This is a genomic window from Clostridium sp. CS001, from assembly GCF_020443565.1.
GTDB lineage: Bacteria > Bacillota > Clostridia > Clostridiales > Clostridiaceae > Clostridium_AD.
Genome location: NZ_JAIZZN010000004.1, coordinates 1 through 23,746, shown reverse-complemented (window position 1 = coordinate 23,746; position 23,746 = coordinate 1). Strand labels below are relative to the sequence as shown.

The 23,746-nt window shown below is 31.0% G+C and carries 26 protein-coding genes; 2 read left to right on the top strand and 24 right to left on the bottom strand.

Annotated elements, in window-relative coordinates; genetic code table 11:
• Positions 1-86: 86 nt before the first annotated feature.
• Positions 87-1,517, bottom strand: coding sequence for an adenylosuccinate lyase (gene purB, locus LGK97_RS04125; protein WP_226258483.1), 1,431 nt, complete (start codon positions 1,515-1,517; stop codon positions 87-89).
• A gap of 245 nt (positions 1,518-1,762) precedes the next feature.
• Between purB and LGK97_RS04120 the strand changes: the two genes are divergently transcribed.
• Complete coding sequence (locus tag LGK97_RS04120; protein WP_226258482.1) at positions 1,763-1,969, top strand: DUF378 domain-containing protein; 207 nt, start codon at positions 1,763-1,765, stop codon at positions 1,967-1,969.
• Between the two features lie 100 nt (positions 1,970-2,069).
• Here the strand turns inward: LGK97_RS04120 and LGK97_RS04115 are convergent, their stop codons facing one another.
• From LGK97_RS04115 to LGK97_RS04040, 16 genes are all read right to left on the bottom strand, one after another.
• Complete coding sequence (locus tag LGK97_RS04115) at positions 2,070-2,408, bottom strand: MGMT family protein (protein ID WP_226258481.1); 339 nt, start codon at positions 2,406-2,408, stop codon at positions 2,070-2,072.
• A 53-nt stretch (positions 2,409-2,461) separates the two neighbouring features.
• Complete coding sequence (locus LGK97_RS04110; RefSeq protein WP_226258480.1) at positions 2,462-3,103, bottom strand: nucleoside deaminase; 642 nt, start codon at positions 3,101-3,103, stop codon at positions 2,462-2,464.
• A 40-nt stretch (positions 3,104-3,143) separates the two neighbouring features.
• Positions 3,144-3,599: a GNAT family N-acetyltransferase gene (locus LGK97_RS04105; RefSeq protein WP_226258479.1), complete on the bottom strand. Its 456-nt coding sequence runs from the start codon at positions 3,597-3,599 to the stop codon at positions 3,144-3,146.
• Between the two features lie 23 nt (positions 3,600-3,622).
• Positions 3,623-4,078, bottom strand: coding sequence for a GNAT family N-acetyltransferase (locus LGK97_RS04100; protein ID WP_226258478.1), 456 nt, complete (start codon positions 4,076-4,078; stop codon positions 3,623-3,625).
• A 164-nt stretch (positions 4,079-4,242) separates the two neighbouring features.
• Complete coding sequence (locus tag LGK97_RS04095; protein ID WP_226258477.1) at positions 4,243-4,641, bottom strand: DUF3221 domain-containing protein; 399 nt, start codon at positions 4,639-4,641, stop codon at positions 4,243-4,245.
• 213 nt (positions 4,642-4,854) lie between these two features.
• Entirely contained in the window at positions 4,855-5,259 is a 405-nt protein-coding gene (locus tag LGK97_RS04090; RefSeq protein WP_226258476.1) for a hypothetical protein, read from the bottom strand.
• Positions 5,260-5,364: 105 nt separating this feature from the next.
• Positions 5,365-6,762 carry a sensor histidine kinase gene (locus LGK97_RS04085; protein WP_226258475.1) on the bottom strand — a complete coding sequence of 466 codons (1,398 nt, stop codon included), beginning with the start codon at positions 6,760-6,762 and terminating at the stop codon, positions 5,365-5,367.
• Positions 6,743-7,453 carry a response regulator transcription factor gene (locus LGK97_RS04080; RefSeq protein WP_226258474.1) on the bottom strand — a complete coding sequence of 237 codons (711 nt, stop codon included), beginning with the start codon at positions 7,451-7,453 and terminating at the stop codon, positions 6,743-6,745. The genes LGK97_RS04085 and LGK97_RS04080 overlap by 20 nt, the downstream gene beginning before the upstream one ends.
• Positions 7,454-7,583: 130 nt before the next feature.
• A complete protein-coding gene (locus tag LGK97_RS04075) occupies positions 7,584-8,864 on the bottom strand; it encodes a GNAT family N-acetyltransferase (RefSeq protein ID WP_226258473.1) in 1,281 nt (426 codons plus the stop codon).
• The gene (locus LGK97_RS04070; RefSeq protein ID WP_226258472.1) at positions 8,861-10,222 is read right to left on the bottom strand and encodes an MATE family efflux transporter; all 1,362 of its coding nucleotides are present in this window, start codon (positions 10,220-10,222) and stop codon (positions 8,861-8,863) included. Before LGK97_RS04070 ends, LGK97_RS04075 begins: the two co-directional genes overlap by 4 nt.
• A 108-nt stretch (positions 10,223-10,330) precedes the next feature.
• Positions 10,331-10,822, bottom strand: a complete 492-nt coding sequence (locus tag LGK97_RS04065; protein ID WP_226258471.1) for a methylated-DNA--[protein]-cysteine S-methyltransferase — start codon at positions 10,820-10,822, stop codon at positions 10,331-10,333.
• Positions 10,823-10,865: 43 nt separating this feature from the next.
• Positions 10,866-11,501, bottom strand: a complete 636-nt coding sequence (locus LGK97_RS04060) for a tRNA-uridine aminocarboxypropyltransferase (RefSeq protein WP_226258470.1) — start codon at positions 11,499-11,501, stop codon at positions 10,866-10,868.
• 46 nt (positions 11,502-11,547) lie between these two features.
• Entirely contained in the window at positions 11,548-12,300 is a 753-nt protein-coding gene (locus LGK97_RS04055) for an AAA family ATPase (RefSeq protein ID WP_226258469.1), read from the bottom strand.
• Between the two features lie 152 nt (positions 12,301-12,452).
• On the bottom strand, positions 12,453-13,001 hold the full coding sequence (locus LGK97_RS04050) for a GNAT family N-acetyltransferase (RefSeq protein WP_226258468.1): 549 nt from the start codon (positions 12,999-13,001) through the stop codon (positions 12,453-12,455).
• Positions 13,002-13,025: 24 nt separating this feature from the next.
• On the bottom strand, positions 13,026-13,865 hold the full coding sequence (locus LGK97_RS04045; RefSeq protein WP_226258467.1) for a class I SAM-dependent methyltransferase: 840 nt from the start codon (positions 13,863-13,865) through the stop codon (positions 13,026-13,028).
• 40 nt (positions 13,866-13,905) lie between these two features.
• Complete coding sequence (locus LGK97_RS04040) at positions 13,906-14,664, bottom strand: alpha/beta hydrolase (RefSeq protein ID WP_226258466.1); 759 nt, start codon at positions 14,662-14,664, stop codon at positions 13,906-13,908.
• A 290-nt stretch (positions 14,665-14,954) separates the two neighbouring features.
• Here LGK97_RS04040 and LGK97_RS04035 point away from each other — a divergent pair, with 290 nt between their 5' ends.
• A complete protein-coding gene (locus LGK97_RS04035) occupies positions 14,955-15,266 on the top strand; it encodes a hypothetical protein (protein ID WP_413228417.1) in 312 nt (103 codons plus the stop codon).
• Positions 15,267-15,363: 97 nt separating this feature from the next.
• Here LGK97_RS04035 and LGK97_RS04030 read toward each other — a convergent pair whose 3' ends face one another.
• The 7 genes from LGK97_RS04030 to LGK97_RS04000 form a co-directional block, all read right to left on the bottom strand.
• Positions 15,364-17,058, bottom strand: coding sequence for an ABC transporter ATP-binding protein (locus LGK97_RS04030; RefSeq protein WP_226258464.1), 1,695 nt, complete (start codon positions 17,056-17,058; stop codon positions 15,364-15,366).
• Positions 17,059-17,290: 232 nt separating this feature from the next.
• Complete coding sequence (locus LGK97_RS04025) at positions 17,291-17,704, bottom strand: GNAT family N-acetyltransferase (protein ID WP_226258463.1); 414 nt, start codon at positions 17,702-17,704, stop codon at positions 17,291-17,293.
• Between the two features lie 32 nt (positions 17,705-17,736).
• Complete coding sequence (locus tag LGK97_RS04020; protein ID WP_226258462.1) at positions 17,737-18,339, bottom strand: histidine phosphatase family protein; 603 nt, start codon at positions 18,337-18,339, stop codon at positions 17,737-17,739.
• Between the two features lie 90 nt (positions 18,340-18,429).
• Entirely contained in the window at positions 18,430-20,190 is a 1,761-nt protein-coding gene (locus LGK97_RS04015) for an ABC transporter ATP-binding protein (protein ID WP_226258461.1), read from the bottom strand.
• Positions 20,183-21,958, bottom strand: a complete 1,776-nt coding sequence (locus LGK97_RS04010) for an ABC transporter ATP-binding protein (RefSeq protein ID WP_226258460.1) — start codon at positions 21,956-21,958, stop codon at positions 20,183-20,185. The genes LGK97_RS04015 and LGK97_RS04010 overlap by 8 nt, the downstream gene beginning before the upstream one ends.
• Positions 21,959-21,984: 26 nt before the next feature.
• Complete coding sequence (locus LGK97_RS04005; RefSeq protein WP_226258459.1) at positions 21,985-22,539, bottom strand: chloramphenicol phosphotransferase CPT family protein; 555 nt, start codon at positions 22,537-22,539, stop codon at positions 21,985-21,987.
• 84 nt (positions 22,540-22,623) lie between these two features.
• Positions 22,624-23,508: a sugar phosphate isomerase/epimerase gene (locus LGK97_RS04000; RefSeq protein ID WP_226258458.1), complete on the bottom strand. Its 885-nt coding sequence runs from the start codon at positions 23,506-23,508 to the stop codon at positions 22,624-22,626.
• Between the last annotated feature and the right edge of the window lie 238 nt (positions 23,509-23,746).

Here is a 23,746-nt window from a genome sequence, read left to right as displayed (position 1 = left end):
ATTAAAAAGCTATCAGTTCTATATGCCTGATAGCTTTTTATATCTAATTTCTATGATTCTTAATTATATTTATGATTTTTCGATTATTACACGTTTATAGAAGTTTCTACGTCTAAAGCATCCATATTAGCTTCTAATATAGGATTTACACATTCCGCTATAAATTCTGTAACTTGGCTTGGCGCCCTTCCTACAAAGTTAACCGGGTCAATTACAGCTAGAATTTCTTCTTTTGACATCTTAAAGCAATCATCTTTTATAATTCTTTCTATAAGATCATTATTTAAGCCATCTTCTTTAACTCGTCTTGCTGCATCCATAGAATGAACTCTAATACTTTCATGAAGATCTTGTCTATCCCCGCCCCTTTTAACTGCTTCCATAAGAATATTTTCTGTAGCCATAAATGGAAGCTCATTACTAACATGTGCAGCTATAACTTTTTCATATACCACCATGTTTTCAGCTATGTTTATGTATAGATTTAATACTCCATCAAGGGCTAGAAAAGCTTCAGGAACGGATATTCTCTTGTTAGCTGAATCATCAAGTGTTCTCTCAAACCATTGTGTTGCAGCTGTTATCGCAGGATTTAATGAATTTACTATAACATACCTTGAGAGTGAACTAATTCTTTCTGAGCGCATAGGATTTCTTTTGTAAGCCATTGCTGAAGATCCAATTTGGCTTTTTTCAAAAGGCTCTTCTACTTCTTTCATGCTTTGAAGTAGTCTTAAATCATTACTGAACTTATAAGCACTTTGTGCTATTTCAGATAATGTATTTAATATTATAGAGTCAAGTTTTCTAGAATAAGTTTGACCTGTAACTGGATAAATATTTGCAAAACCCATTTTATTAGCCACGTATTTATCTAGAGCTTTTACTTTTTCCTCATCATTGTCAAATAAATTCATAAAGCTAGCTTGAGTGCCTGTAGTTCCTTTAACTCCTAGCATTTTAATATTATCTATTACAAATTCTAAGTTTTCTAGATCCATTACTAGTTCCTGAATCCATAGAGTAGCTCTCTTACCTACAGTAGTTAGTTGTGCTGGCTGTAGATGAGTAAAGCCTAAGGTAGGTACATCTTTATATTTTAATGCAAACTTTGATGTTTTGCTGATTACATTAATTAATTTCTTCTTAACTAGGTATAAAGCTTCTTTCATTACTATTAAGTCAGTATTATCCCCTACATAGCAGCTAGTAGCTCCTAAATGAATAATACCCTTTGCGCTAGGACATTGAACTCCATAGGCATGAACATGACTCATTACATCGTGTCTTATTTCCTTTTCTTTTTTCTCAGCAACTTCATAATTTACGTTATCTGCAAAGGATTTAAGTTCTTCTATTTGAGCTTCTGTAATATTAACTCCTAATATCTTTTCGCCTTCAGCCAGTGCCACCCAAAGCTTTCTCCAGGTTCTAAATTTCATGTCATCTGAAAACAAATAACTCATTTCTTTTGATGCATATCTACTGTTTAATGGTGTATTATAAGAATTTCTCATATTCTGCCTCCAAAGTTACATATTTTAATACTAATAAATTTCATTTATATTATAACATACAATATTGTTAAAAGTAACAGCATTGTTCGTATATTGTGTTAAAATCTATAAAGTATTCTTTTGTACATAGTTTTTTATATACTTTTATTATATGTGTTTTATAGAAATAATAAAGTAGTTCTAAAATATTATATCTTTAATATAATTTATACAATAGAACAATTATAATAGTTTGGGGGTAAAATATGTATAAACTTAGTCTTGTAGACAAAATTTCGTTCATACTTGTATTGGTTGGTGCATTAAACTGGGGTCTTTTAGGATTATTAAACTTTAATCTAGTTAGCTTTATCTTCGGTTCCGTTCCCTTCCTTGCTAGAGCTATATACATTCTAGTAGGCGTATCCGCAGTAAATATTATTGTATTTATATTTAGAAATAAAAATAAATAGGATATACTTCTATAAAAGTATCTTCCATGACGATATTATAGAAGCAGCAAAATACTCCCTAAGTTATTATGGAGTATTTTTGTTTTTTTATCCTAATTATTCACCACTCAAAATCGGGTTCTTTCAATATATCGTATCCATGAAATTGAAATTCATTTAGATTTATAGTGTTCTCACTTGTAAATTTTACACCTTCATTTAGAAGAAGCATTTTTTGAAAATTGTGAGACTCAAAATCCTTTATTCCTATTTCCCCTTTTGAGTTTATGACCCTGTGCCAAGGAAGGTTATGTTTCTGCGTTAAAGTATGTAAAACTCTAACTACCTGCCTAGCTCCCCTAGGACTTCCAGCAAGTGTTGCTATTTTACCGTAGGTCATAACTTTGCCCTCAGGTATGCTTTTTATAATTTCTAAAACTCTTTCTGTAAAAGGTTGCATAATACACCCCTTCCTAGTAGTAATAAGCTGCATGAAAGTGATTTAATTATACATCAAATGCTTTCTTTATACCTACTAATTACGTAATCATAAATTTCTTCAATGGATTTATTTGTAGCTATTGCATTCTTAAAGTACCCGTCCTTATATAAATTCTTTGCTAAATCAACACCATCACTACAATAAGATCTCCAAGAATCTAATATTTCTTCTATTCTATCATGCTTTCTAGTATATTCATAAGAGGCTTGTATGCAAATTTGAAATACTTCTAATTCAGAACCTGACCTATGTATATTAATTTGTTTATTGTGAATATAGTCCATTTTATCATTAAGTTCAGCAGCACCGGCAAACCCATCCCTAGCAGCATATCTTAAAGTTCTTATACCCATCATAACCATAGTTCCAAAACACATTGGGCATGGTTCCATAGTTGTATATAAGGTATACTTCTTTATATCTGGATGTTCTTTTTCTTTTAGAGTAATCATGGCAGTCATTTCAGCATGTGCCATATAGGTACCAGCAAGTGGGTTTTTACTTTCTTCATCATAAATCCTATTTCTGCCCCTTGAAACAATATTGCCTTGTAGATCTACTATAACTGCACCGATTGGAATCGTATTCTTACTATATGATTCCCAAGCTAAACTAAAGGCTTCCTTCCAAATACCATTTAAATCAGACCACATTGACATCGCTCCTTTATTCTTTAATGTATCTAATGTCACATTATTTTAGTGTATAAATTAATCTTGGTATTTTACGTCCTTTTATAACAAGAGAATCTACTTCACCAACTGGTTTTGCTCCCAGCTTCACATAAAAATCTTTTGCTTTTGGACTTGTTACTATTTCAAACTCCTTTATACCTAAATCCTCACAGGTTTTAAGCATATGATTCCATAGTGACTTTCCATATCCCATACCTATACTTTTAGGAATTATAAAAAGATATTCTAAGGAAACTTTATTTTCACCAATCAAAACTCCATAAAATCCATGTATATTTTTATCTTCATAGATAACATAGGTTGGATTATTACTTATAAATTCTTCAGTAACTTTATATATAGACTTAAATTTTTCCATGAAGGCATAATCATAACCCCAATATGACTCAGACTCTATAGCTAGATTAGTCAAGGTTTTAGAGTCACATATACTAGCACGACGTATATTGAACATTATCTAGTTCACCCCTTTTATAATCATAATCTCGTTGTCATAATAATTGAACGTGGATAAAATCCAAGTTTTTGATAAAAGGATACTGCTTCGTTGCCATAAACTACAGTAAGTTCTATATCGGTTATATGATTTTCATCAAACCATTTCATAGCACTATCCATTAATTTTACACCAAATCCATTTCTACGGTACTTTTCATCAATGAAAAGTACTTCTAGCTTTCCAATTATTTTTTTACTATAGGCTATGCAAAACCCTATAATATTGTTTGTTTCTGGGTCAGTCAATAATTCTATTCTGTACTCTCCTGATTTTGCATTTTTTCTATATTTCTCTATACGATTTTCAAAAGTAAGCCGTGGATAACTGCCAGAAAAATATTTTGACTTACTGTTATGGTATTCATGAAGTTTATCTAATGGTTCTCTTAAAACTTCTATTTGATCAAGCGATATCTGTCTTGTAATAACTTCCATATTAACACCTCACTAAATACATATTTTTTACTCTAAGGTAAATATTTCTGAAGTTAATTATAACATTATATTGAAACTAATGTTATAATTAACATACAAATAAAACCTAAATGATTTTTTGATAAATCACTTAGGTTTTATTTTTCTTTTATTAATCGCAATAGTTACTTCTTAGTTTCATTGATATAAACTGCAGTAGCTGTTCCTTGCATAGGATATGATTCCTTTATCCCACCCTCAATAAAAATTTCTACATGGTTGCCAACTACAAAGTTACGACTCACATTTTTATAAGGAATAGAAGTTCCTTCACTAACATTTTCAAAGAAGTTAGTTTTATCATCTATGCTTACCCAAATTTGTCCTTTAACACTATCTGCTGTGGAATCAACTAAGATTTGATTACCATCTGCCTTCACTTCTTTTACATCTCCAATAACAGTTGGAGCCATTAATTTGGCACTTACTACTGGCGGTTTTTCAGTTACATCATTACTTTTGCATCCTACAAGCATTACAACTGCAATTACACTAACTATACCAAAAACAATAAATTTTTTCATAATATCTCTCCTTTTATTTTATAATTCTTTTTTAGAAGTTCCTATACTCTTTAGACGATAGAATATCTAGAAAAGTTACATTTACTCGTAAAACGTAAAAAAAACGACCTTAAAGTCGTTTTTTGAATTCGAATTTTCTTAAATGAAAGTCACTTTTTAATTTGTAGTTCCTTGTGTCATGCATCCAGTACCATTTGCTTGTCCTTTACCCATTCATTGACCTTGACCTTTCATACCTTGTCCAAAGCCTACACCATTCATCTTACCTATTCCTGCACTACCTGTTCCATCACAAGTAGTTTGATTAGTCTTAATAGAATTATAAATTTCATCGGCTGACCCTTGAGTTAGACTACCGTCTTTTACTCTTTGATCTAGTATTGCTTTTTTCTGCAAAAGAATATCTGCTTTAAACTCTTCTAGCTTTCCTGCTTCATTTGCAATTGTTCCATATGTCTTTCCTGTAGCTTTCTGTTTTGTAACTTCTCCTACTGTCTTTCCTGTTATGCCAGAAGTAATCTCTGCTGGTGTTTTTGCTGACACTACTGCGAAAACAACACTACTACTTAGTACGCTTACCACTGCAAGGGATAGAACTATTTTTTTTATGTTTTTCATAAATACACACTCCTTAATATTTTTATTTGGTTTATATATTTAGTATAAGGTCCAATTGTGATAGAAGTATGTTAGAACAAAGAATTAATAGTGAAATTATAAACATTATTTTTTAATCTCCAACCAAAACATAGTTCCAATTCCTTTGGTACTCTCTACTCCATATTTAAAATTCTGTGATTCTAGAATAGTCTTTACAATAGTAAGTCCAATACCTGTACCTGTGGCTTTTAGATTTTCAATTTTATCTGCTTTATAAAATCTGTCCCATATATGATTTAAGTCTTCTTCTGATATACCTATTCCAGTATCTGCAACTTCAATCCTAATAGATTCTTCATTTTCTATTGCTTTTATAACTATATGCCCAGATCTTTCAGTATGGTTGAAAGCGTTATTTACAAGGTTATACATGACCTGTTCTATTCTGATTTCATCTGCCTCTACTATGACATCACCATGAGTTTCAAGATCTATATCCACTCCGTTTTTCTCACTTAAAATCTCAAACTTCTTAATGACTCTTTTCAAAAGAATATTTATATTAAACTGAGTTTTATTTAGATTAACATAGCCGGCTTGTATTTGAGATAAATCTAGAATGTCATTAACGATGAGTCCCAGTCTCTCTGATTCCTCTATAATAATTCCAAGCTGTTTTTCACGCTTTTCAGGAAAATCCCCTGTGACATCTCTAATTGTCTCAGCATAACCTCTGATTAGACTTAAGGGTGTTCGCAGTTCATGAGACACGTTAGCAATAAGGTCCCTTCTGAGTTGTTCTATTTTCGAAAGCTCTTCCCCCATATAATTAATAGTTGATGCAAGTCTACCAATCTCATCTCTGTTTTTAGACTTGATTTTAACAGAGAAATTGCCTGAAGCCATTTCTTCGGAGACTTTTGTAATTTCAAGTATAGGTCTCGTAAAGCTTCTCGACAAGAAATAAGCAAATATCAAAGCTGTGAAAAGAAGAATTAATGTGATGTAAAATAGCTGCACTTTCAATATAGAAGCTGTATCATTTACAGGAGCTAAAGGCAAGCTTATAAGGAGACCTCCTTTAAATTCATTTTGCATCTTAAGAGGTAATCCAATAAGTATAAAGGTGTTGTGGAATTTAGGATGAACTAAAGATAAAATTACTTCTTTTTCGGAAACAATGTCATTAATAGCATCAGATCTTGAATTATTCATCGACATAGGCATCTGAGAATTACTGCTATTTGAAGCTACGTTATAGAGCGTTTCTCCATTTGAATCTAAAAATTCAACACTAGAATTAGTTTCATTAACAAAACTTTCTAAGGTGGTTTCTAAATCTATGTTCTCCTCTGCCTCTAACTTATTGATAATAGAGTATCCTTTGTTTTTCACCTCTGAAATTTTTATTCCAGTATAAAATTTTTCCAAGAACACAATTTGAAAAATCCATAGCATAACAAGCATTATTACAACAAGTGCTATCATTCCGGACCACAGTTTAAGAGCTATGCTTTTCATTTTTTCCACCCACCTCAAACTTATAACCTGTGCCCCAAACTGTAACAATATATTTTCTATATTCTTTTATACTTACGCGTAGCATTTTTATATGTGTGTCTACAGTTCTGTCATCACCAATAAAGTCATATCCCCAAACTTCATTGAGTAGTTGCTCTCTTGAAAATACTCTATTGGAGTTCTTTATTAAAAAAATAAGTAAACTATATTCTTTAGGCGTAAGTGTAACTATATTACCGTTCACATAAGTATTTCTTGAATCAAAATCTACAACAAGCCCATCTAAGGTAACTATATTTTCTTTTTCAGCTTCAATGTCAGCACTAGAGCTTCTTCGGATTATTGCTTTCATACGTGCAAGAAGTTCCTTTGGGCTAAAAGGTTTTATTATGTAATCATCAACGCCAAGCTCAAAACCGAAAAGTTTATCATATTCCTCTCCCCTTGCAGTAAGCATAATTACAGGAACATTTGATGTCTTGCGGATTTCCCTACAAACTGTAAAACCATCTATTTTAGGCATCATAACATCTAATATAATAAGTGAATATTTATGCTGTTTAAATAGCTCTAAAGCTTCTATGCCATTGGATGCTTCGTCTATATTATAATCTTCTAGGCTTGTATATTCCTTTATCATATCCCTTATACGTTCTTCATCATCAACTAGAAGTATTCTTGCATTGTCCATATAAATCCACCTCTTTCTTTTAAACCCTATTATACTGCAATTCACTCACACTTGAAGACCTTAATCATAAAATTAATTGTAGGTTATAAAAATAAGAATGCTAGTAGTTTTTAAATTACTAGCATTTTTATTAATTACTGTGTACAAATCCAATTTTCTCAAGCATTTTAACATATTCTTTAGATTCTTGAAGTACTACAAACTCTAAAGAACCATTATTTTCGCTCTTTAAAGCTTCCATAATTGTAGCTCTTCTAATTTCATTTCTACCAATTTTACCTTTAACAATTGTAAAATATAAGCCTAACACTTCATCATCAAATTTATGAAAGGCAGTTGTAGACACGCACCCACCATTTAGCATTCCAATATAAAGAGTATATCCATTATCACTATTTGAAACGGCTCTATAAAGTATCTCTTTAAAGGATTCTTTTGTTTCATCACTTAAATCAATACTAGTGATAAAGGTTTCACACCATGTATCTAGCTGATCTATATCAACTGCTTTTACAACGCTAAACCCTTGAACTTCTTCGTATTCATCTTTAAAACAGTACATTGGAAGATACATACAACTTAGATTTTTGTCTTTAATATAATCAAAGTTTTCAAGTGATTTAAGATGATTAGTTTTACTATTATTATTTACATCTATAAGATCCTGTGGTAGTCCTGCAATTATGCCGAACCAATCTGAATAACCATGGAATACAAAGTTACATTTGGCAGCAAGGCCTGGAGACATAGTGTTAGCTTTAACTATTTGAAGAAAAGGAATTTTTCCTTGCCTTATAATTTTAAAAGCAAGATCTATGGTGGTGTCAACTGCATATCCTTTCTTTCGATATTCTTCCTTTGTATACATTATTCCCATTGAATTATCATCATGAACAAGTACCCAAGAGGCAATATCCTCATTAACATATACAGCTGAGGTTGGTCTGTTTAGAATATCTTTTTTGATTTTTTCAATACTACCTGGATATCTATAGGTATAGAATTCATCTACTGTTTTAGCATCTTCTAAATCAATATCTTTCACAGGATTTTTTATAAGACTTAAATCCAAATTTTCTTCTGGAAGGTAGTGAAGTGAACATCTACTTTCCCAGGTAAGAGTGTATTTTTTTCTTATTTTCTCAGCAAGAGGTCTATAAACCCCCGAAAATCCATAAAAGTTGTCTTTAAATAAACCTTCAAGCATTTCATCTAAAAGTTCATCATTTTCTGTGTATATATAGTTAAAGTATTCATGTCGTACAAGAACTATATTAGGCGAATACTCATTATCTACATATATCTCAGCCTCTGGTTCATTCTCGATTACTCCTAAAATATTTAAATTAATAATTTTATTAGTATTTAAATACTGAGTAATTGCCTTTGATGGCTTAGTTTTTATTATCATATTATTTTCTCCTTCCATCTGTTAGTTTTGAAGTAAACCATTATTATAGCTGCCTCAATTATTACTGATAAAGAAACAGCAATCCAAACACCGTTTGTTCCAACTTTTAATGTTTTTGCCAGTATATATGCAATAGGTAGTTTCAGAACTACATTTGCAATAATGGAAGATATCATAGGTGGGAAAGTATCTCCAGCACCCTGAAAAACACCTCCATATATTATGGTAGGTACCACGAAAATAAGGCCAACATATACGATTCTTAAGTATTGAGCTCCAATAGTTATTACTAATGGGTCATTAATAAAAAACTTCATTATTATCTCTGGAAAAATTAAATATGGTATTGAAAATAGAATCATATTAAAAGATGCAAGCTTTAGCCCTTCTTTAATAATCCTATCACAGCCATCTACATCACCTCTCCCAAGGCTTTGTCCCACCATTATTGAAATTGCAGTAGAAAGACCTACAAGGAATATAAAGGTATAATTAAAAAGCTGTCCACCTATTCCAAAAGCTGCAGTTGCCTCAGACCCTCCAATTACATATATGAGACTAAACATAAGCATGCCCGTAATTGGACGTGCAACCTGTTGAAGGCATGCCCAGCCTCCGATTTTTAATATTCTTATGCTGTTTTCATATGTTAACTTCGAACTTAATATAAATTCTTTTATACTTGAATTGTATATTTTTTTAATGATAATAATATTAATAGCAACACATGAGAAAATCATAGATATAACTGTTGCTAATGCCGCACCTTTTATTCCAAGATTAAGTGTGAACATAAAAAATGGATCAAGAATTGCATTTATGATATTTGCTATTCCGAACACTATAAGTGGTGTTAATGTGTCCCCCAGAGATTGAACAATTGTCCTAAGTGCTGAATTTAAAAATACAAACAATGTTCCCATAAAAATTATAGATAAATATTGCTCGGCGAGAACTGCTACATTAGGATGTGGGTTAAAAACCATATTAATAATGTTTGCAGTATTTAGATAACATATTATACTTAGTATTGTTCCGAAAATTGCAGATAAAAGAAAGGACTCTCCACTGAATTTCTTAACTGCATCCATGTTGCCCTCACCATAACTTCTTGAAACAAGAGCAACGGTTCCGGCTGATACAAGAGTGGACATTACAAATATTACAGCTGATGCTGAATTAGATAAACCTGCTGCAGCTGCCTGGCTTGTCCCAAGCTTTGATATGAAATAAGTATCAACTGTACCTAAAAGACTTTGAAGTATCATGCCTACCATAACTGGCCATGAGAGCATAAATATCTTTTTAATATCATTGTTGAATTTTTTGTTTGTTAAATTTAAAATATTGTTCCCCATTAAAATCCCCCTTAAGGCAGTTAAATTATCACCTGCGGTGCTGTAATATTAAATATCCTTATCCATCATAGCCATGTCCTAGAATTCAGAAAAATCATTTTTAGTAACTTATATTGATTTCTCATGCGATAAAAGCCACTGCTTTCTGCTTATTCCCCATGCATATCCTGTTAAACTCTTATCTGAGCCAATTACCCTATGGCATGGCACAATTATACTAATGGCATTTTTACCATTAGCATTTCCAACGGCTCTTGTTGATTTCTCATTTCCAATTTTAATTGCAAGCTCCTTATATGATAATGTTTCACCATATGGTATTTTAATTAACTCATTCCATACCTTCTTTTGAAAGTCAGTTCCTGTGAACTCACATTTTAAATCAAATACTCTCCTATCACCTTTAAAATACTCATCAATTTGGATAATTGCCTGGTCTAATATAGCTGATTCATTTGGAACCATAGTTTCTTCTTCTACAAAATACAAAGAAGTAATAGCTTCATCATTTGCAGTTATTTCAATAATACCAATGGGTGAATTATAATATCCGTGTAACTTTGGCTTTGATTCTAAATCTTTTTCCAATTTTTTTATCATTTTACTCCCTCTCAATCAAGTTTATTTTTAGTTTATCTTGTTATTAATCCCTTAATATATGGCCACTTGCTCCTGCTTTATAACTCCTTAAAAACAGATTATAAAAATTATATATAACTTGTGAACTTTCAAGTTCATTGTTTATTTTTAATACTTCTATTGCTGCTTCTATTGTGCATAAGTTTCCTTGCTCAGCACCTCTTCTTAAATCATATTGGGACTTAAAATTAGGTTCTAAAGAAATCCTAGGTAGGTTATTTAAATAATCACTTTTTCTAAGTATTTTGCGTGCTTCTTTCCATGTACCATCTATTAAAATAAATGCAGGGATTTTGCCTGTATTTTCATATTCAACTTTTCTATGTTGTTCATTATCATCTTCTATTGGAAATAGTAAATATGGTTCATATTTTTCATTATTTATGTTCTCAATTAATTTCTCTGATTTTTTTGTTCTTTCCCATAGAAAAATCTCAGTTGAATTGGGATTAATTAGTTTTAATAGCCTTGCAGTGTTAGAAGGTCTATAAAACTCTTTTTCCGTTGACAGTATCCAAATCTTAGCATTAGTATTAACTTCAGGTGCTTTATGACAAATACAATTTATTTTTGGTAATCCACATTTATCACAACTTTCGTATAAACTTGTTATTGGTTTTACTTTATAATTACAATCCATACATCCTCCAATTGTTCTTAAAGTTCTAAAATGTTGTTAAATATAATTACAAATCCATAATTATATTTAACATTCTATCAGTATTATTTATGAATTCCTTCATGACCTGGTAATGCTCAGTATCTCTATATGCTACTTCTTTAAATCCATTATTTAATTCGTATATTATAGCATCCGGATAAGACATTATAATTGGGGAATGAGTAGCAATTATAAATTGAGAATCCTTTTGAACTAACTCATGCATTCTGGCAAGCATAGCCATTTGTCTTGATGGCGATAACGCTGCTTCGGGTTCATCTAGAATATACAAACCTTTACCTCTAAATCGATTAATAAATACTGATAAAAAGGATTCACCATGTGATTGCTCATGCAATGAATGTCCTCCATATGAATCTATAATCTTTGGTCCTCTTCCAAACTTGTCTAATTCGTCAATATTGGTTGCAACATTGTAAAAGCTCTCTGCCCTTAGAAAAAAACCATCTTCCGGCCTTCTTACTCCCTTTACTAATTTCAAGTATTTATGCAAATCTGAATGTGTGCTCATAGTGGAGAAATTAAAATTTTTTGTGCCCCCTTCAGGATTAAATCCATAGGATGTAGCAACTGCTTCAAGTATAGTTGACTTTCCAGTACCATTTTCACCTACAATAAAAGTTACTTTTGGATGCAAATCTAAAGTAAATAAATTGCGTACTGCTTCTAATGAAAATGGGTATTTAGAAAATGAATCTATATTTTTTCTACATAGTTCAACAGTTCTTAGATATTGATTATATTTAAATGTTTCCATTTTTAAGTTCCTCCAATAGGATTTAGTCCATGTGCTTACTTTTATTTTCCTTTATTACTTGTTACAAAAATGATTTCCTTCATATAATGAGTACCAAGCCTTTCTTAAGTTTATTTAGGGATAATGAGATAAATTTCTTCCTAATAATATAATTATAAACTTTTATAATATAATAGTCTTTCAGTTTCAATTTCTTTATTATCTACAATTTCACTTTTACTAAATCTTTCATATAATTTAAAACCAAGTTTCTCAACACATCTTTGTGAGTTGATATTTTCAGGTTTTACTGTTGCGCGCATTTTTGTATACTTTCCATCTAACTTAATTAATTCTACTAAGTTGTTTACCACTGTGTAGATTATACCATGACCCCAATAATCTTCATTTAGTGCATATCCAATTGTTATAGTACTTGGGTCATCTTTTTCTAGGAATCGAATTATGCCAATGAGCTTTTTAGATTTTCTTATGCAAATACCTAAATACAGGTTATTACCTTCTTCTACTCGCTGATTTATTAATTGTATAAATTCCTCTGTATCGGTTATAGAGCTGTGAGTTTTTCGCACAACATACTTTGCTATTTTTTCATTGCTATATATTTGAAAAAGATCTTCTCTGTCGTCAGTGTATATATGCCTAATGAAATATTTATCAGACACTTTAAGTGGTAGTTGATTTTGGATTATATCTAACATGACATTCCCCTTTGATAATGTAATTTATTTTTTTATACCTTTAGCTAATAAAAACTCTCCATTATCAACCATAGTTCTTGTACAATAGGCTTTTTCTTCTAACCTCAGTATGGTTTTCCATGCTATTTCATCTTTTTCTAACATCTCTGCCGATTTTCTGAATCCACTAGTAACACAGGGGCTTCCTCCTAAAATTATATTTTTAAGTCCTGCGTCATTTAATAAATCCTCAAGTTCCTGTGCTTCAAAGAAATGTCTTGGAGGATGAGTTACCAGTTCATGCTTTGGTAAATCTCCAGTATCTATTACTTTGTCTATAAACCAATAATCTGGGTTACCAAAAAAAGATGCATAATCAAAATCTTCTCTTCCTAATTGAGATCTTATTACTCCCCATTTGCTGTTAACACTAATGAGAATAGTTCCACCTTTTTTTGTAACTCTAACAAGTTCTTTAATAGCTTTTTCTTTATTTTCTAGCAAATAATTTAATGGTGCACCATAACAAACTACAGTATCAAATTTGTTATCCTCTATCATGGATAAATCTCTTAAATCCGCTAATATAATATCATCCACATTTGATTCTAAGTTTTCTTCTTTTATTTTACTTTCAGCTAGCCTTAACTGCTCACATGAAATATCTAAGAGGGTAACATTACTTCCACATCGGGCTATTTGAACACTAAATCTTCCTGCTCCGCATCCAGCATCTAATACCCTTTTGCCTTGTCCAATATGTTCTTTTAAAAAATGCATGTGAAGGTAATAATTAATTCTATCATAAGCTGATAAATCAAGTCTCTCCCATTCGCGTTCACCATAATTATTATAAAACTCACTTATTTCTTTTGGATTATACATGTTTTAATGCCCCCCACTATTTTTGATATAATTAATAAGTTTAACAATTAATATGTTTAATGAACCAATCATTAGCAAGATTAATTAAAATGTCATAGTGTTCAAGAAAGCTATGATTAGCACCATCAATAATTTTAAGCTCAGAGTCGTTGGAAAGCAAAGTCATGGCTTTTCTAGACCTTTCGCAAAGAAGAATTTCTTCTTCCCCATTATTGCCATGGATTATTAACACATGGCAAGTAATATTTTTTAAAAGTTCCCTTTGATTTATTAATTCAAAGTCAATTAACATTTGCTGGTCAATTATAATATGTTTCCGTAATTCATTAGTGGTTGGCTCTGTTATATAGCCAATTTCTTTTAACTCTTGCATTTGCTCTTTTGTAAAGACTTCTTCCCAATTATAATGCATTGAGTCAGTTAATGCTCCAGATAAAACCATTGTCATTATTTCTGGAGTATAACATTTTAAGCATATTAGTGAACCAAGGCTATGGCCATATAAAGCAATTTTTTTGTATCCTTTTGATTTTGCAAATTCAATTGCAGCTCTTAAATCATCTACTTCTTTATCAACTGTCAAACTATCATCGTCACTTTCTCCACAACCACTAAAGTCAAAAGCTAAGGCACTAAAGCCTGACTTATTAAGCACTTTAATTAATCTTTCAAACCTTCCTTTAGAGTATTTGTTAGAAGTAAATCCATGACACATTATAATTATTGAATCACTAACTGCTGGGTAGAGATTCCCCACCAATGTTAGATTATTTGAGTTAGTAAATGTTACTCGCTCCATGGTAATTCCTCCCTTGAAAATCTATTAATTATATCCTTCTATGATATTATATTTTGTGAAAGAATAGTTTCAATGTTTAATAATAACAATATACTAAGTTAATGTAAATATGGATAAGTTTTTTCATACATGTTTGAATAATTTTAGCTCAACATTCTAAAGATAGAGACTATCTATGAGTATTAGCTAGATATATTTACCAGACAAATAGTAAGTTATATTGTTGAATACCTATAATTATAATGTTATAATGTTATAATGTTTTGCAAGTACAAATATTTGATATGGTGGTGAATTATTTGGAAAAGGAAATATTAGACTTATTAAAACAAATGAATAGTAAATTAGATGCTCATACTCAAAAATTGGATGCACATACTCAAAAGTTAGATAATCATTCTTTGATGCTAGATGAACATACTCAAATATTAAGAGCATTAGAGCACTTAGCTCAAGTAAATAAATCTGAACATGATAGAATGTTTAATGATATAGCACATATCAAGGGTGAAACCGAAGCAATGAGAAAAGATTTAGCAACAGTTGAAATAGTTACTGCTAGAAACATGGAAAATATAGCTCATTTGAAGCTAATAAAATAAGAGAGAATCTGCAGAAATAATTTGTCAGATTCTCTCTTCTGCTAACTAAAAAGAAATTTTTCTGCTGCTTTAAAAAAACTTGTCACATTGTATTTACCTATATATTATTTTTTACTGAAGCATTCCATAAATTAATAAAATATTGGTTATGATCTAAGAGCTCCTTAAAATCGCCCGCACCAACAATTTCACCATCTTTGAATGCATAGATTTTATCAACATTTTTTATTGTACCAAGGCGATGTGCAATAATAATAATTGTTTTATTTTTTAAGAATTTCATCACATTTTTCATTACTAATTCTTCTGTAACGTTATCCATTGCTGAAGTAGCCTCGTCCAATATAACAATTTTAGAATCCACAAAGAATACTCTAGCTAAGGCTAGTCTTTGACGTTCTCCACCGGAAATCAGAACACCTCTTTCGCCAACTTCTGTATGCAGTCCTTTTGGTAGAGCAGCATAAAATGATGCGAGTCCAACACGTTCTAATACTTCAATAATTTTATCATCTGAAATATCCTTATCGAAAACAATATTCTCCTTTAAGGTTCCATCAAAAATAGGAGATTCCTGTGAAGTATAGGAAATGTAATTGTAAAAATAATTTAAGTTAAGCTCTGACAAATCATTACTATCAATATAAATACTCCCTGAATCTGGCCTAATAAGCCCCATGATTTGCTTAACAATTGTTGATTTTCCGCAGCCACTTTCACCCACAAATGCAATTGAACTTCCAGCAGGTATATTAAAAGATAAATACTTGAAGATATTCTTATCATTATAGAAAAAGCATACATTATTAAAAGATATACTCCCCTCAACGGAACTTACTATCTTTCCGGAATTCAATCTAACATCATCTGACATATCCAATAAATTCTCATATCGTCTAAATGCAATCTTATCTAATTTAAATTGCACGAACAATACATTAAATATAGCAATGGGCGAATATGCCTTATCAATCAGTATAAGTAAGGCAACTACAGAACCTACTGACAATGAATTGCTTTTCCAACTAATAAATATAATAACTACCTTTATTATTGTAATAAACAATGCAAAAATAGCAAAGAATGCTTCATGAATCATCTTCATTTTGGTCTTTGATTTTACAATTGCTTTAGATGCAGTTGTTGATTGTTCTATCTCATGCTCAAATCTTTTGTTAGTTCTAAAAACTATCAATTCCATAAACCCACGAACTATATATTTATTAAAAATTTCTTCATTATTTAAAATGTGTTCTTTAATTTTATACAAGTATTTCAGTAAGATATTGGTTATAACAAAAACAAGAACATAACCTATTGCAATATAAATCATAATATTACTATCAATATTAGCAATGAAGAACAAACTGAAAACTATACTAGGAATCAATTCACTAAATAATCGAAAGTAAAAGTCAAACAATATACTCTTGCCTGCATTAGCTCCATTTTCCACCTTTTGAATTAAATTACCTGTCCCTAATGATTGATAGCATTGATAGTCTATGGTACTTATTTTTCTCAATGCTTTCAACTTAAAATCCAAGTATATGCTTTGGGACAATTTGCAACTTGGATATTCATGAAAATAGTTAAAGCAACAAATAAGTAATAATATAAACCCATAAATAAATATTGTCGGAATTGTAAGTGTCTTATATCCAAAACCATCTAATACCTTTTGAAAATAGTTAGCGCTAAATGCATTAAGCATTGCTATTACTATTCCTAGCAATATGTAAACAGCAACCAATAATTTCTTCTTGTTTAAAATTTCTAAATAATATTTCATAACTGCACTCCTTCTAATTTTTAATTTTTATCAAAAATTAGTACAGTTGAGAATGCTAGCAAATAATTTTAACCTCAGTACAATCTGCTAACAGATTATTTCAACTGTACTGAGTGACTAATTAGATAAAATCTCACTATGAGCACACATCCTTTCAAATTAAAAAGAAAATGAATATTTCCATTTCCTTATATAGTAATTCTAAGCTTATTCAAAATATATATAGTTAATCTTAATTAAATTTTGTGAATGCCACTAAAGTTCCTTTATCACAGGAAATAAATCCATTGTTTTCATAAAAGCCTCTTGTTTCTTCACTGTCATCTGTTAATAGAACCTTTTGATCTACATGCTTATATTTATCTAAAACACAGTTTAAAAGATTTGAACCTATGCCTTTTCTTTTATATGAATTTAATACTAGAATGTCTTGAATATATATTATTGTTATTCCATCTCCTAAAACTCTAATTAGACCAACTAGCTTAATTCCTTCCCAGGCCGAGACTATCATTAAAGATGATTTCATAGCTTTCATCAATTTGGATAAATCTTTCGTGTAACCTACCCAGCCTGCATCTTCATATACATGTTTTATATCATGTTCATTAAATTCATTTGTACATGAATAAATGATATTATCCACGATTATTCCTCCTTATAAAAATAATAATGTAATCAATCCAAGTGTGAAACATCTGCCTCCAAAATAATACTAACTTCATTATTTTTTATTTCTAATACTGTTAAACAGGTATCATGCATAAAAGGTGGATTCCAAAAATCCTCTAGTGAATAGTTTTTAATTATTGCATAAATAGCTTTAATAAGTATTGCATGCGAAACAATTAAAATGTTTTCATGTTTACTATTCATAATTTCATTTAATACCTCTCTTGTCCTACAAAGCAATTCTTCAAAACTTTCACCTTGTACTGGTTCATATAAATTAGGTTTATTCCAAAGATTAAAATGCTGCGCTGCATATAATTCTTTCACCTTTGTATGCTCCATACCTTCCCACAAACCAAATCCCATTTCTTTTAGAGCTTCTTTTGTTATTATTTCTGTGTTTTTGTTGCCCCTTATGCATTTAGCAGTCTCAATAGTTCTACCTAGAGGACTACAGTAGATACAATCAAAATCTACATGATTTAAACTCTCTCCAAGTTTTTTAGCATTTTCAATGCCTTTCTCGGATAAATCAGAGTTTTTCCAGCCCTGCATTCTACCAGCCTTATTCCATTCGGTTTCACCATGTCTTGTTATGTATATCTTCATATTTGCCTCCTAATAAGTAATCAAATTATTTATTGTAATCTTAAACCTAATTCTTCCACTAAACCAAATATATTATTTAGTATACACGCCCTATCGTTCATACCACTGTGCTTGCGATTGTAGTAATTCATAATACCTACCTTGCATGTTTAGCAGCTCTAAATGTGTTCCCTCTTCTACTATTTCACCTTTATCCATAACTATAATTCTGTCTGCAATTTTAGTAGAACCTAATCTATGAGTTACAAAGACACATGTTTTCAGGGCACTTATCCTTTTAAAAGACTCAAACACATTAGCCTCCTCAATTGGGTCAATGGCTGCAGTAGGTTCATCTAAGACAATAAGATTATGCGGGCGGTAAAGTCCACGGGCGATTGCAATTCTTTGCCATTCTCCACCAGAAAGGTCTTGACCTCCAAACTCCCTAGATAGAATTGTGTTACCCTTGATATTTAATTCTGGTAAATTTATCTCTGCTTTATCAAGAACATCCTCGGTTTCAAGTTCACATGTGATATTACTCATTTTGACATTATCCTCTACCGACAACTTGTATTTAACAAAATCTTGAAAAACTGCACTAATGCCTTTAAACTTAGAAGCATTTGAATAAGGATGGAGTGGTTTGTCTCCGTGCACAACCTGACCCTTTGTAGGGTCATATAACCCCATAATTACCTTCGTCAATGTGCTTTTCCCTGAACCATTTTCCCCTACAATTGCCAGGGATGTTCCAGCTTTAATTGTAAGATTAATGTTTCTTAGCGCATTCCCGCTAGCATTTGGATAAGCAAAACTTACATCTCTTAATTGAATATCTTGATCTTTGGGAATATCGGCATCCATACCTAAGTCACAATTATCATCAAGAAGCCTTACTAAGAACGAAGTATTTGAAATACCAACAAGCGCTTCTCCCATGTCTTCAATTGCTCTTCTTAACATTGTTGTTATCTTGGAAATAGAGTAATAAATAGCTGCAAACAAACCAATCGATATAACCCCTGAGTAAACAAAATACACTAAGAGCATAAGTACACTTAAGAATCCTACAGCATTTAATAACTTCATAAACACCGATGACTTAAGGATGTGTCTTTTAGTAGAAATAAATTCTTTACTGAATTCTTTGTTTGACTCAGTAAATAGTCTATGGAAATACTTAAAGGAACCATTAAGCAACGTTTCTTTAAAGTACTCTTTTGATATCATACATTTTTCAAAATACTCAGTTTTCCTTCTCCTGTTGCCCATTTTATCTTCAAACTCAAAACTTTGTTTTACCCTAATTCTTTCTAATAAGAATGTAGGAATGAAAATCAGCACAATTACAAGTACCAACACAGGATTTATATTCACTAAATATAGTAGTAAACTTAGAATATACGGAATATATAGGAATAGGATCTGTACAATAACACGGAGTCCACTAGGAGCATCCTCACTGCCAAGGCTTGCTTTTTTAAGCTCATCAATATTAGTTGAATCTTCAAACTCAATAGACTTCATATGGTTTATACGATTATGGTGTAAGAATTTCATATATCCACTACCACGTCTCCAAAAATATCCATTTGCCATGTACTCAAGCCATTCACCGAAAGGATACAATACCAGAATAGCTAGTAAACCTATGATAGGCTTATAAATCAAATTCACTGCCGCACCATCTGCAATATCTACAGCACTATCAAACAAGGTCTTTATTGACACAATTTCAAGAAATCCAAGTGCACTCATAAATAAGGAAGAGATAACAAGTAGAACAAATGTAGTGGGGCTTGCATGCCAAGTGTATTTTATTAGTTTTCTCAGAACTTGGGTCCCAGAAATCTTTTTATTAATCATACATCTCACCCTGCTTTCTAAACAATTGTGCATAGACATTATCATTCACCATTAATACTTCATGAGTTCCTTTTTCAATAATTTTTCCTTGATCAAGTACAATAATCTCATCAGTTATTTTTGTTGAACCTAACCTATGAGTTATCATGAATAGGGTCTTATCATTTGCAATGTTTAAAAATTGGTTATAAATCATACTTTCAGCCGTTGGGCTTAAACTTGAAGTGGGTTCATCCATTATCATGAAAGGCGAATTCAAATACAAAGCACGTGCAATGGCAAGCCTTTGCCATTCCCCTCCAGATAGATCACTTCCATCCTCATAGATTTTGCCAAGATGACTGTGCTCTTTATTTGGTAAATTGTCGACTACCCCCTCTAACTCCATGAAGCTAATTACTTCGCTGATATCTGCTTTTGAATCTTCAAATGTTATATTCTCTTTTAGTGATACATAATATTTGGCAAAGTCCTGAGAAACTACAGAAAATATACTTCTCAAATCTCCAAAGTTATATGACTTTAAATCCTTTCCATTTAGAAGTATTTCACCTTCATAATCACTGTATAACCCGACCATAATTTTTACTAAGGTAGATTTACCAGCACCATTTAGTCCCACTAGTGAATAGGATTTCCCCCTATTGAGCGATAAGTTAATCCCTTTTAAAATGTATTCTCCAGAATCCTCATACCTAAACCAAAGGTCTTTTATAATAATGCTTTCAAATTGTATAGCCCTTACAACTTCTGAGCTTTCTAAACTGCTTCTCTTCAGTTTTGCATACTCATCTAAATCTTTCGCATACTCATAGTGTTTTGAGAATTCTAAAATCAATCCAGATGAATGAAAAGCAACTATCTTACTTAAACTAATCATACTCCCTACTATAGAAGTAAATAGACCTACTGATAAAGCACCACCGGGTAGTTGATGTGCCAGCATAAAAATGATAAATACAGCTGCAATACTATTTGCAACATTCACCATCATACTGCTTGATGTCTCTTTAGCTAAAACCTTAGTATTATAGTTTGAGCGAAACAGGTGCGCTTTCATAAATCTTTTGTTAAGGGAGGGAGCAAATCCGAATAAAGCTCTTTCATTCACCGTTTCCCTGTTAACCAATAGCTCTGACAAATAATTCATCTGTCTTGTAATAAATCCAACTTTTTTTTCTTCTTCATAGACAACCCTACCATTCCTGAATGTGAGAAGTATAGTAGGAATAATACTAAATAGATATACGAAAACAATCCACAAGTTGACTGTCGCAACAGCATAAAGAACGCCAAATAGTTGTATCAATACTGAAATCGCAGTATTAACTGAGCGAATTACTTGTAGTATCTTAATTTCAATATCTTTTGTAACTCTTAACAAAAGGTCTTGAGTTTTAGTAGCTTCAAACAGCAAATAATCAATAGAAAACTGCTCCTTAATAATATCTGCTTTAAATTTCATCCTCAAATTATCTTCTAATAAATCGTAATTATATTGCCTAACATCTGGGCCTAATTGCATATATAGATAACCAATAACTGTAAAACCTAAGTATATTAACATTGTTCTAATTTCCGGATTTGCTGACGTTACTGTCATAGCTGCATCTATAAATTTTGCCACTGTAAAAAGCATAAAAGGCATCATTAATCCTTCTACAATGGTTAACATTAAGCATATCGTGAAATAAAACGGAGAATAAATTGTAACAATTTTTATTAGAGATAATATCTTATTTTTGCTTTTTACATTACGTCTTTTCATAATAATTCCTTTCTCGTTTTACAACTTTAGATATTATAGTTATCATGTATCATTTTAAATGCGCATTTTTCATTCTCAATTTTCATTTGATTTATAATAACGCTAACACATTCATCAGTTGAATTTTCATATGTATTTACCTCTAGATCGTAAATATCGTTAAAATCCATATTACTTAGCTGTCCTTTTGCTTGTCCTATACGCCTATCTCCACGTTGTAATTCCCTTCTTTCAAGTTCATGTAAAGGACAATTTACTTTTAAAAAAGTAACAGGCATGTCATATAATAAATCTACACATTCTTTTAACCAATGTTTATTTTGATTTTCAATAACTGTATCAACTATTACATTCTCACCGCTTTTACATAAGGAAAAAACAAAATTATGCATTATAGAAGCTGCTAAATTTTCAGAATTCACAAAGTCATCATCAAAATTTTTCTCATGTAACATATCGCAGAATGTATCGATTTGGACATGGAAAAATTTCTCTTGTGAGACTTCCTGTATCTTTGTTGCTAATGAACTTTTTCCAGAGCTTGATGTACCATTTAAAAATATAATTTTACCTTTTTTCATCTTAACCCCACTTTCTATTTAATCAATATTTAATAGGATAATTTACACTCCTTGGTTTATATTCTATAGCTCAACACAATCAGTCTATATATCAACCAGCTCAGAAATCCACTGATAACATTCCTCAAGTTCTAAATCACTTATCAAATGAGATTTATGCTCAAATAGTACCTTATAAGTATCATTTACCTTATTCAAAGTTTTAAAATAGGACTCCATATCACCCCATCCATCCGCAACCTTCAAAGACTTAAGTGCTGGATAATGTCCATTTTCATTAACCTTAGCATTCCACAAATGTACTAAATGAGTGTACTTTCCAAACTTTTTAATTATATCTAGTGCTATAAAATTATCATCCATGCAATCTTGTAAGTGTATTCTACCAAAATCAAGACATAATTTTATAGTTGGGTATTCTTCTAGTAAACGTTCAAGCAAATCTGTTTCATATATATATTTATTTAAGCCATCTAATTCTAATACCGGAATAAAATTATGTTTCTTACCTTGGGTAGATAATATTTCAAAAAAGTTTCTACTTCGCTCTTCTAAATACTGGTGTGATATCTCTGATTCATAATAATATTCAGTATCATCATAAAATCTCCATGATGACCAATCAACATTATTATCTAAAATAACTGGTTTGGGGTAATGTAATAGAATATAATCAGGACTAAACTCCTTAGCTCTTAAGAATTCACTTTCCAAGTAGTTTATAGATTCTTTGTATGTTTTATTATCTTTAGAAAGATATTGAGGATCTCTTGCTCTCCATTGGTTCTTCAACAGAGGGAAATGTATACCAATTTTTAAATTTCTATTAATAATATTATCTTTTAATACTTGTAATTCTAAAAGTGACTCCATTTGGTTAACTTCAATTCCCCAAAAGTACTCCCTAAAATCTCTATTCTGCCTATTTATATCAAATCTATCGAATTGACCAATCATAAATCTTTTCATATTCTACCCCTTACAAGTTGGAGCTAAAAGCCCCCAAATAAATTAAGACTTCCACTCACTTTTTAATAGCCCATATAAAATATGGTTAACATATTTATCATTTAACCATTCCGCATCTCTAATTATACCGTTACTTAAAACTTATAAGAAGTTATAAAACTATAATTTCTAAGTTTAATTCCTTATTCATAGTGTTCTTTTTCATATTATTACTAATACTACTAAAGTTGTTTAACAC

What these genes read in the sequence shown, in the direction of transcription:
- purB (WP_226258483.1), bottom strand. Translation starts at nt 1,517, where the DNA reads ATGAGAAATTCTTATAATACACCATTAAACAGTAGATATGCATCAAAA.
- LGK97_RS04120 (WP_226258482.1), top strand. Translation starts at nt 1,763, where the DNA reads ATGTATAAACTTAGTCTTGTAGACAAAATTTCGTTCATACTTGTATTG.
- LGK97_RS04115 (WP_226258481.1), bottom strand. Translation starts at nt 2,408, where the DNA reads ATGCAACCTTTTACAGAAAGAGTTTTAGAAATTATAAAAAGCATACCT.
- LGK97_RS04110 (WP_226258480.1), bottom strand. Translation starts at nt 3,103, where the DNA reads ATGTGGTCTGATTTAAATGGTATTTGGAAGGAAGCCTTTAGTTTAGCT.
- LGK97_RS04105 (WP_226258479.1), bottom strand. Translation starts at nt 3,599, where the DNA reads ATGTTCAATATACGTCGTGCTAGTATATGTGACTCTAAAACCTTGACT.
- LGK97_RS04100 (WP_226258478.1), bottom strand. Translation starts at nt 4,078, where the DNA reads ATGGAAGTTATTACAAGACAGATATCGCTTGATCAAATAGAAGTTTTA.
- LGK97_RS04095 (WP_226258477.1), bottom strand. Translation starts at nt 4,641, where the DNA reads ATGAAAAAATTTATTGTTTTTGGTATAGTTAGTGTAATTGCAGTTGTA.
- LGK97_RS04090 (WP_226258476.1), bottom strand. Translation starts at nt 5,259, where the DNA reads ATGAAAAACATAAAAAAAATAGTTCTATCCCTTGCAGTGGTAAGCGTA.
- LGK97_RS04085 (WP_226258475.1), bottom strand. Translation starts at nt 6,762, where the DNA reads ATGAAAAGCATAGCTCTTAAACTGTGGTCCGGAATGATAGCACTTGTT.
- LGK97_RS04080 (WP_226258474.1), bottom strand. Translation starts at nt 7,453, where the DNA reads ATGGACAATGCAAGAATACTTCTAGTTGATGATGAAGAACGTATAAGG.
- LGK97_RS04075 (WP_226258473.1), bottom strand. Translation starts at nt 8,864, where the DNA reads ATGATAATAAAAACTAAGCCATCAAAGGCAATTACTCAGTATTTAAAT.
- LGK97_RS04070 (WP_226258472.1), bottom strand. Translation starts at nt 10,222, where the DNA reads ATGGGGAACAATATTTTAAATTTAACAAACAAAAAATTCAACAATGAT.
- LGK97_RS04065 (WP_226258471.1), bottom strand. Translation starts at nt 10,822, where the DNA reads ATGATAAAAAAATTGGAAAAAGATTTAGAATCAAAGCCAAAGTTACAC.
- LGK97_RS04060 (WP_226258470.1), bottom strand. Translation starts at nt 11,501, where the DNA reads ATGGATTGTAATTATAAAGTAAAACCAATAACAAGTTTATACGAAAGT.
- LGK97_RS04055 (WP_226258469.1), bottom strand. Translation starts at nt 12,300, where the DNA reads ATGGAAACATTTAAATATAATCAATATCTAAGAACTGTTGAACTATGT.
- LGK97_RS04050 (WP_226258468.1), bottom strand. Translation starts at nt 13,001, where the DNA reads ATGTTAGATATAATCCAAAATCAACTACCACTTAAAGTGTCTGATAAA.
- LGK97_RS04045 (WP_226258467.1), bottom strand. Translation starts at nt 13,865, where the DNA reads ATGTATAATCCAAAAGAAATAAGTGAGTTTTATAATAATTATGGTGAA.
- LGK97_RS04040 (WP_226258466.1), bottom strand. Translation starts at nt 14,664, where the DNA reads ATGGAGCGAGTAACATTTACTAACTCAAATAATCTAACATTGGTGGGG.
- LGK97_RS04030 (WP_226258464.1), bottom strand. Translation starts at nt 17,058, where the DNA reads ATGAAATATTATTTAGAAATTTTAAACAAGAAGAAATTATTGGTTGCT.
- LGK97_RS04020 (WP_226258462.1), bottom strand. Translation starts at nt 18,339, where the DNA reads ATGAAGATATACATAACAAGACATGGTGAAACCGAATGGAATAAGGCT.
- LGK97_RS04015 (WP_226258461.1), bottom strand. Translation starts at nt 20,190, where the DNA reads ATGATTAATAAAAAGATTTCTGGGACCCAAGTTCTGAGAAAACTAATA.
- LGK97_RS04010 (WP_226258460.1), bottom strand. Translation starts at nt 21,958, where the DNA reads ATGAAAAGACGTAATGTAAAAAGCAAAAATAAGATATTATCTCTAATA.
- LGK97_RS04005 (WP_226258459.1), bottom strand. Translation starts at nt 22,539, where the DNA reads ATGAAAAAAGGTAAAATTATATTTTTAAATGGTACATCAAGCTCTGGA.
- LGK97_RS04000 (WP_226258458.1), bottom strand. Translation starts at nt 23,508, where the DNA reads ATGAAAAGATTTATGATTGGTCAATTCGATAGATTTGATATAAATAGG.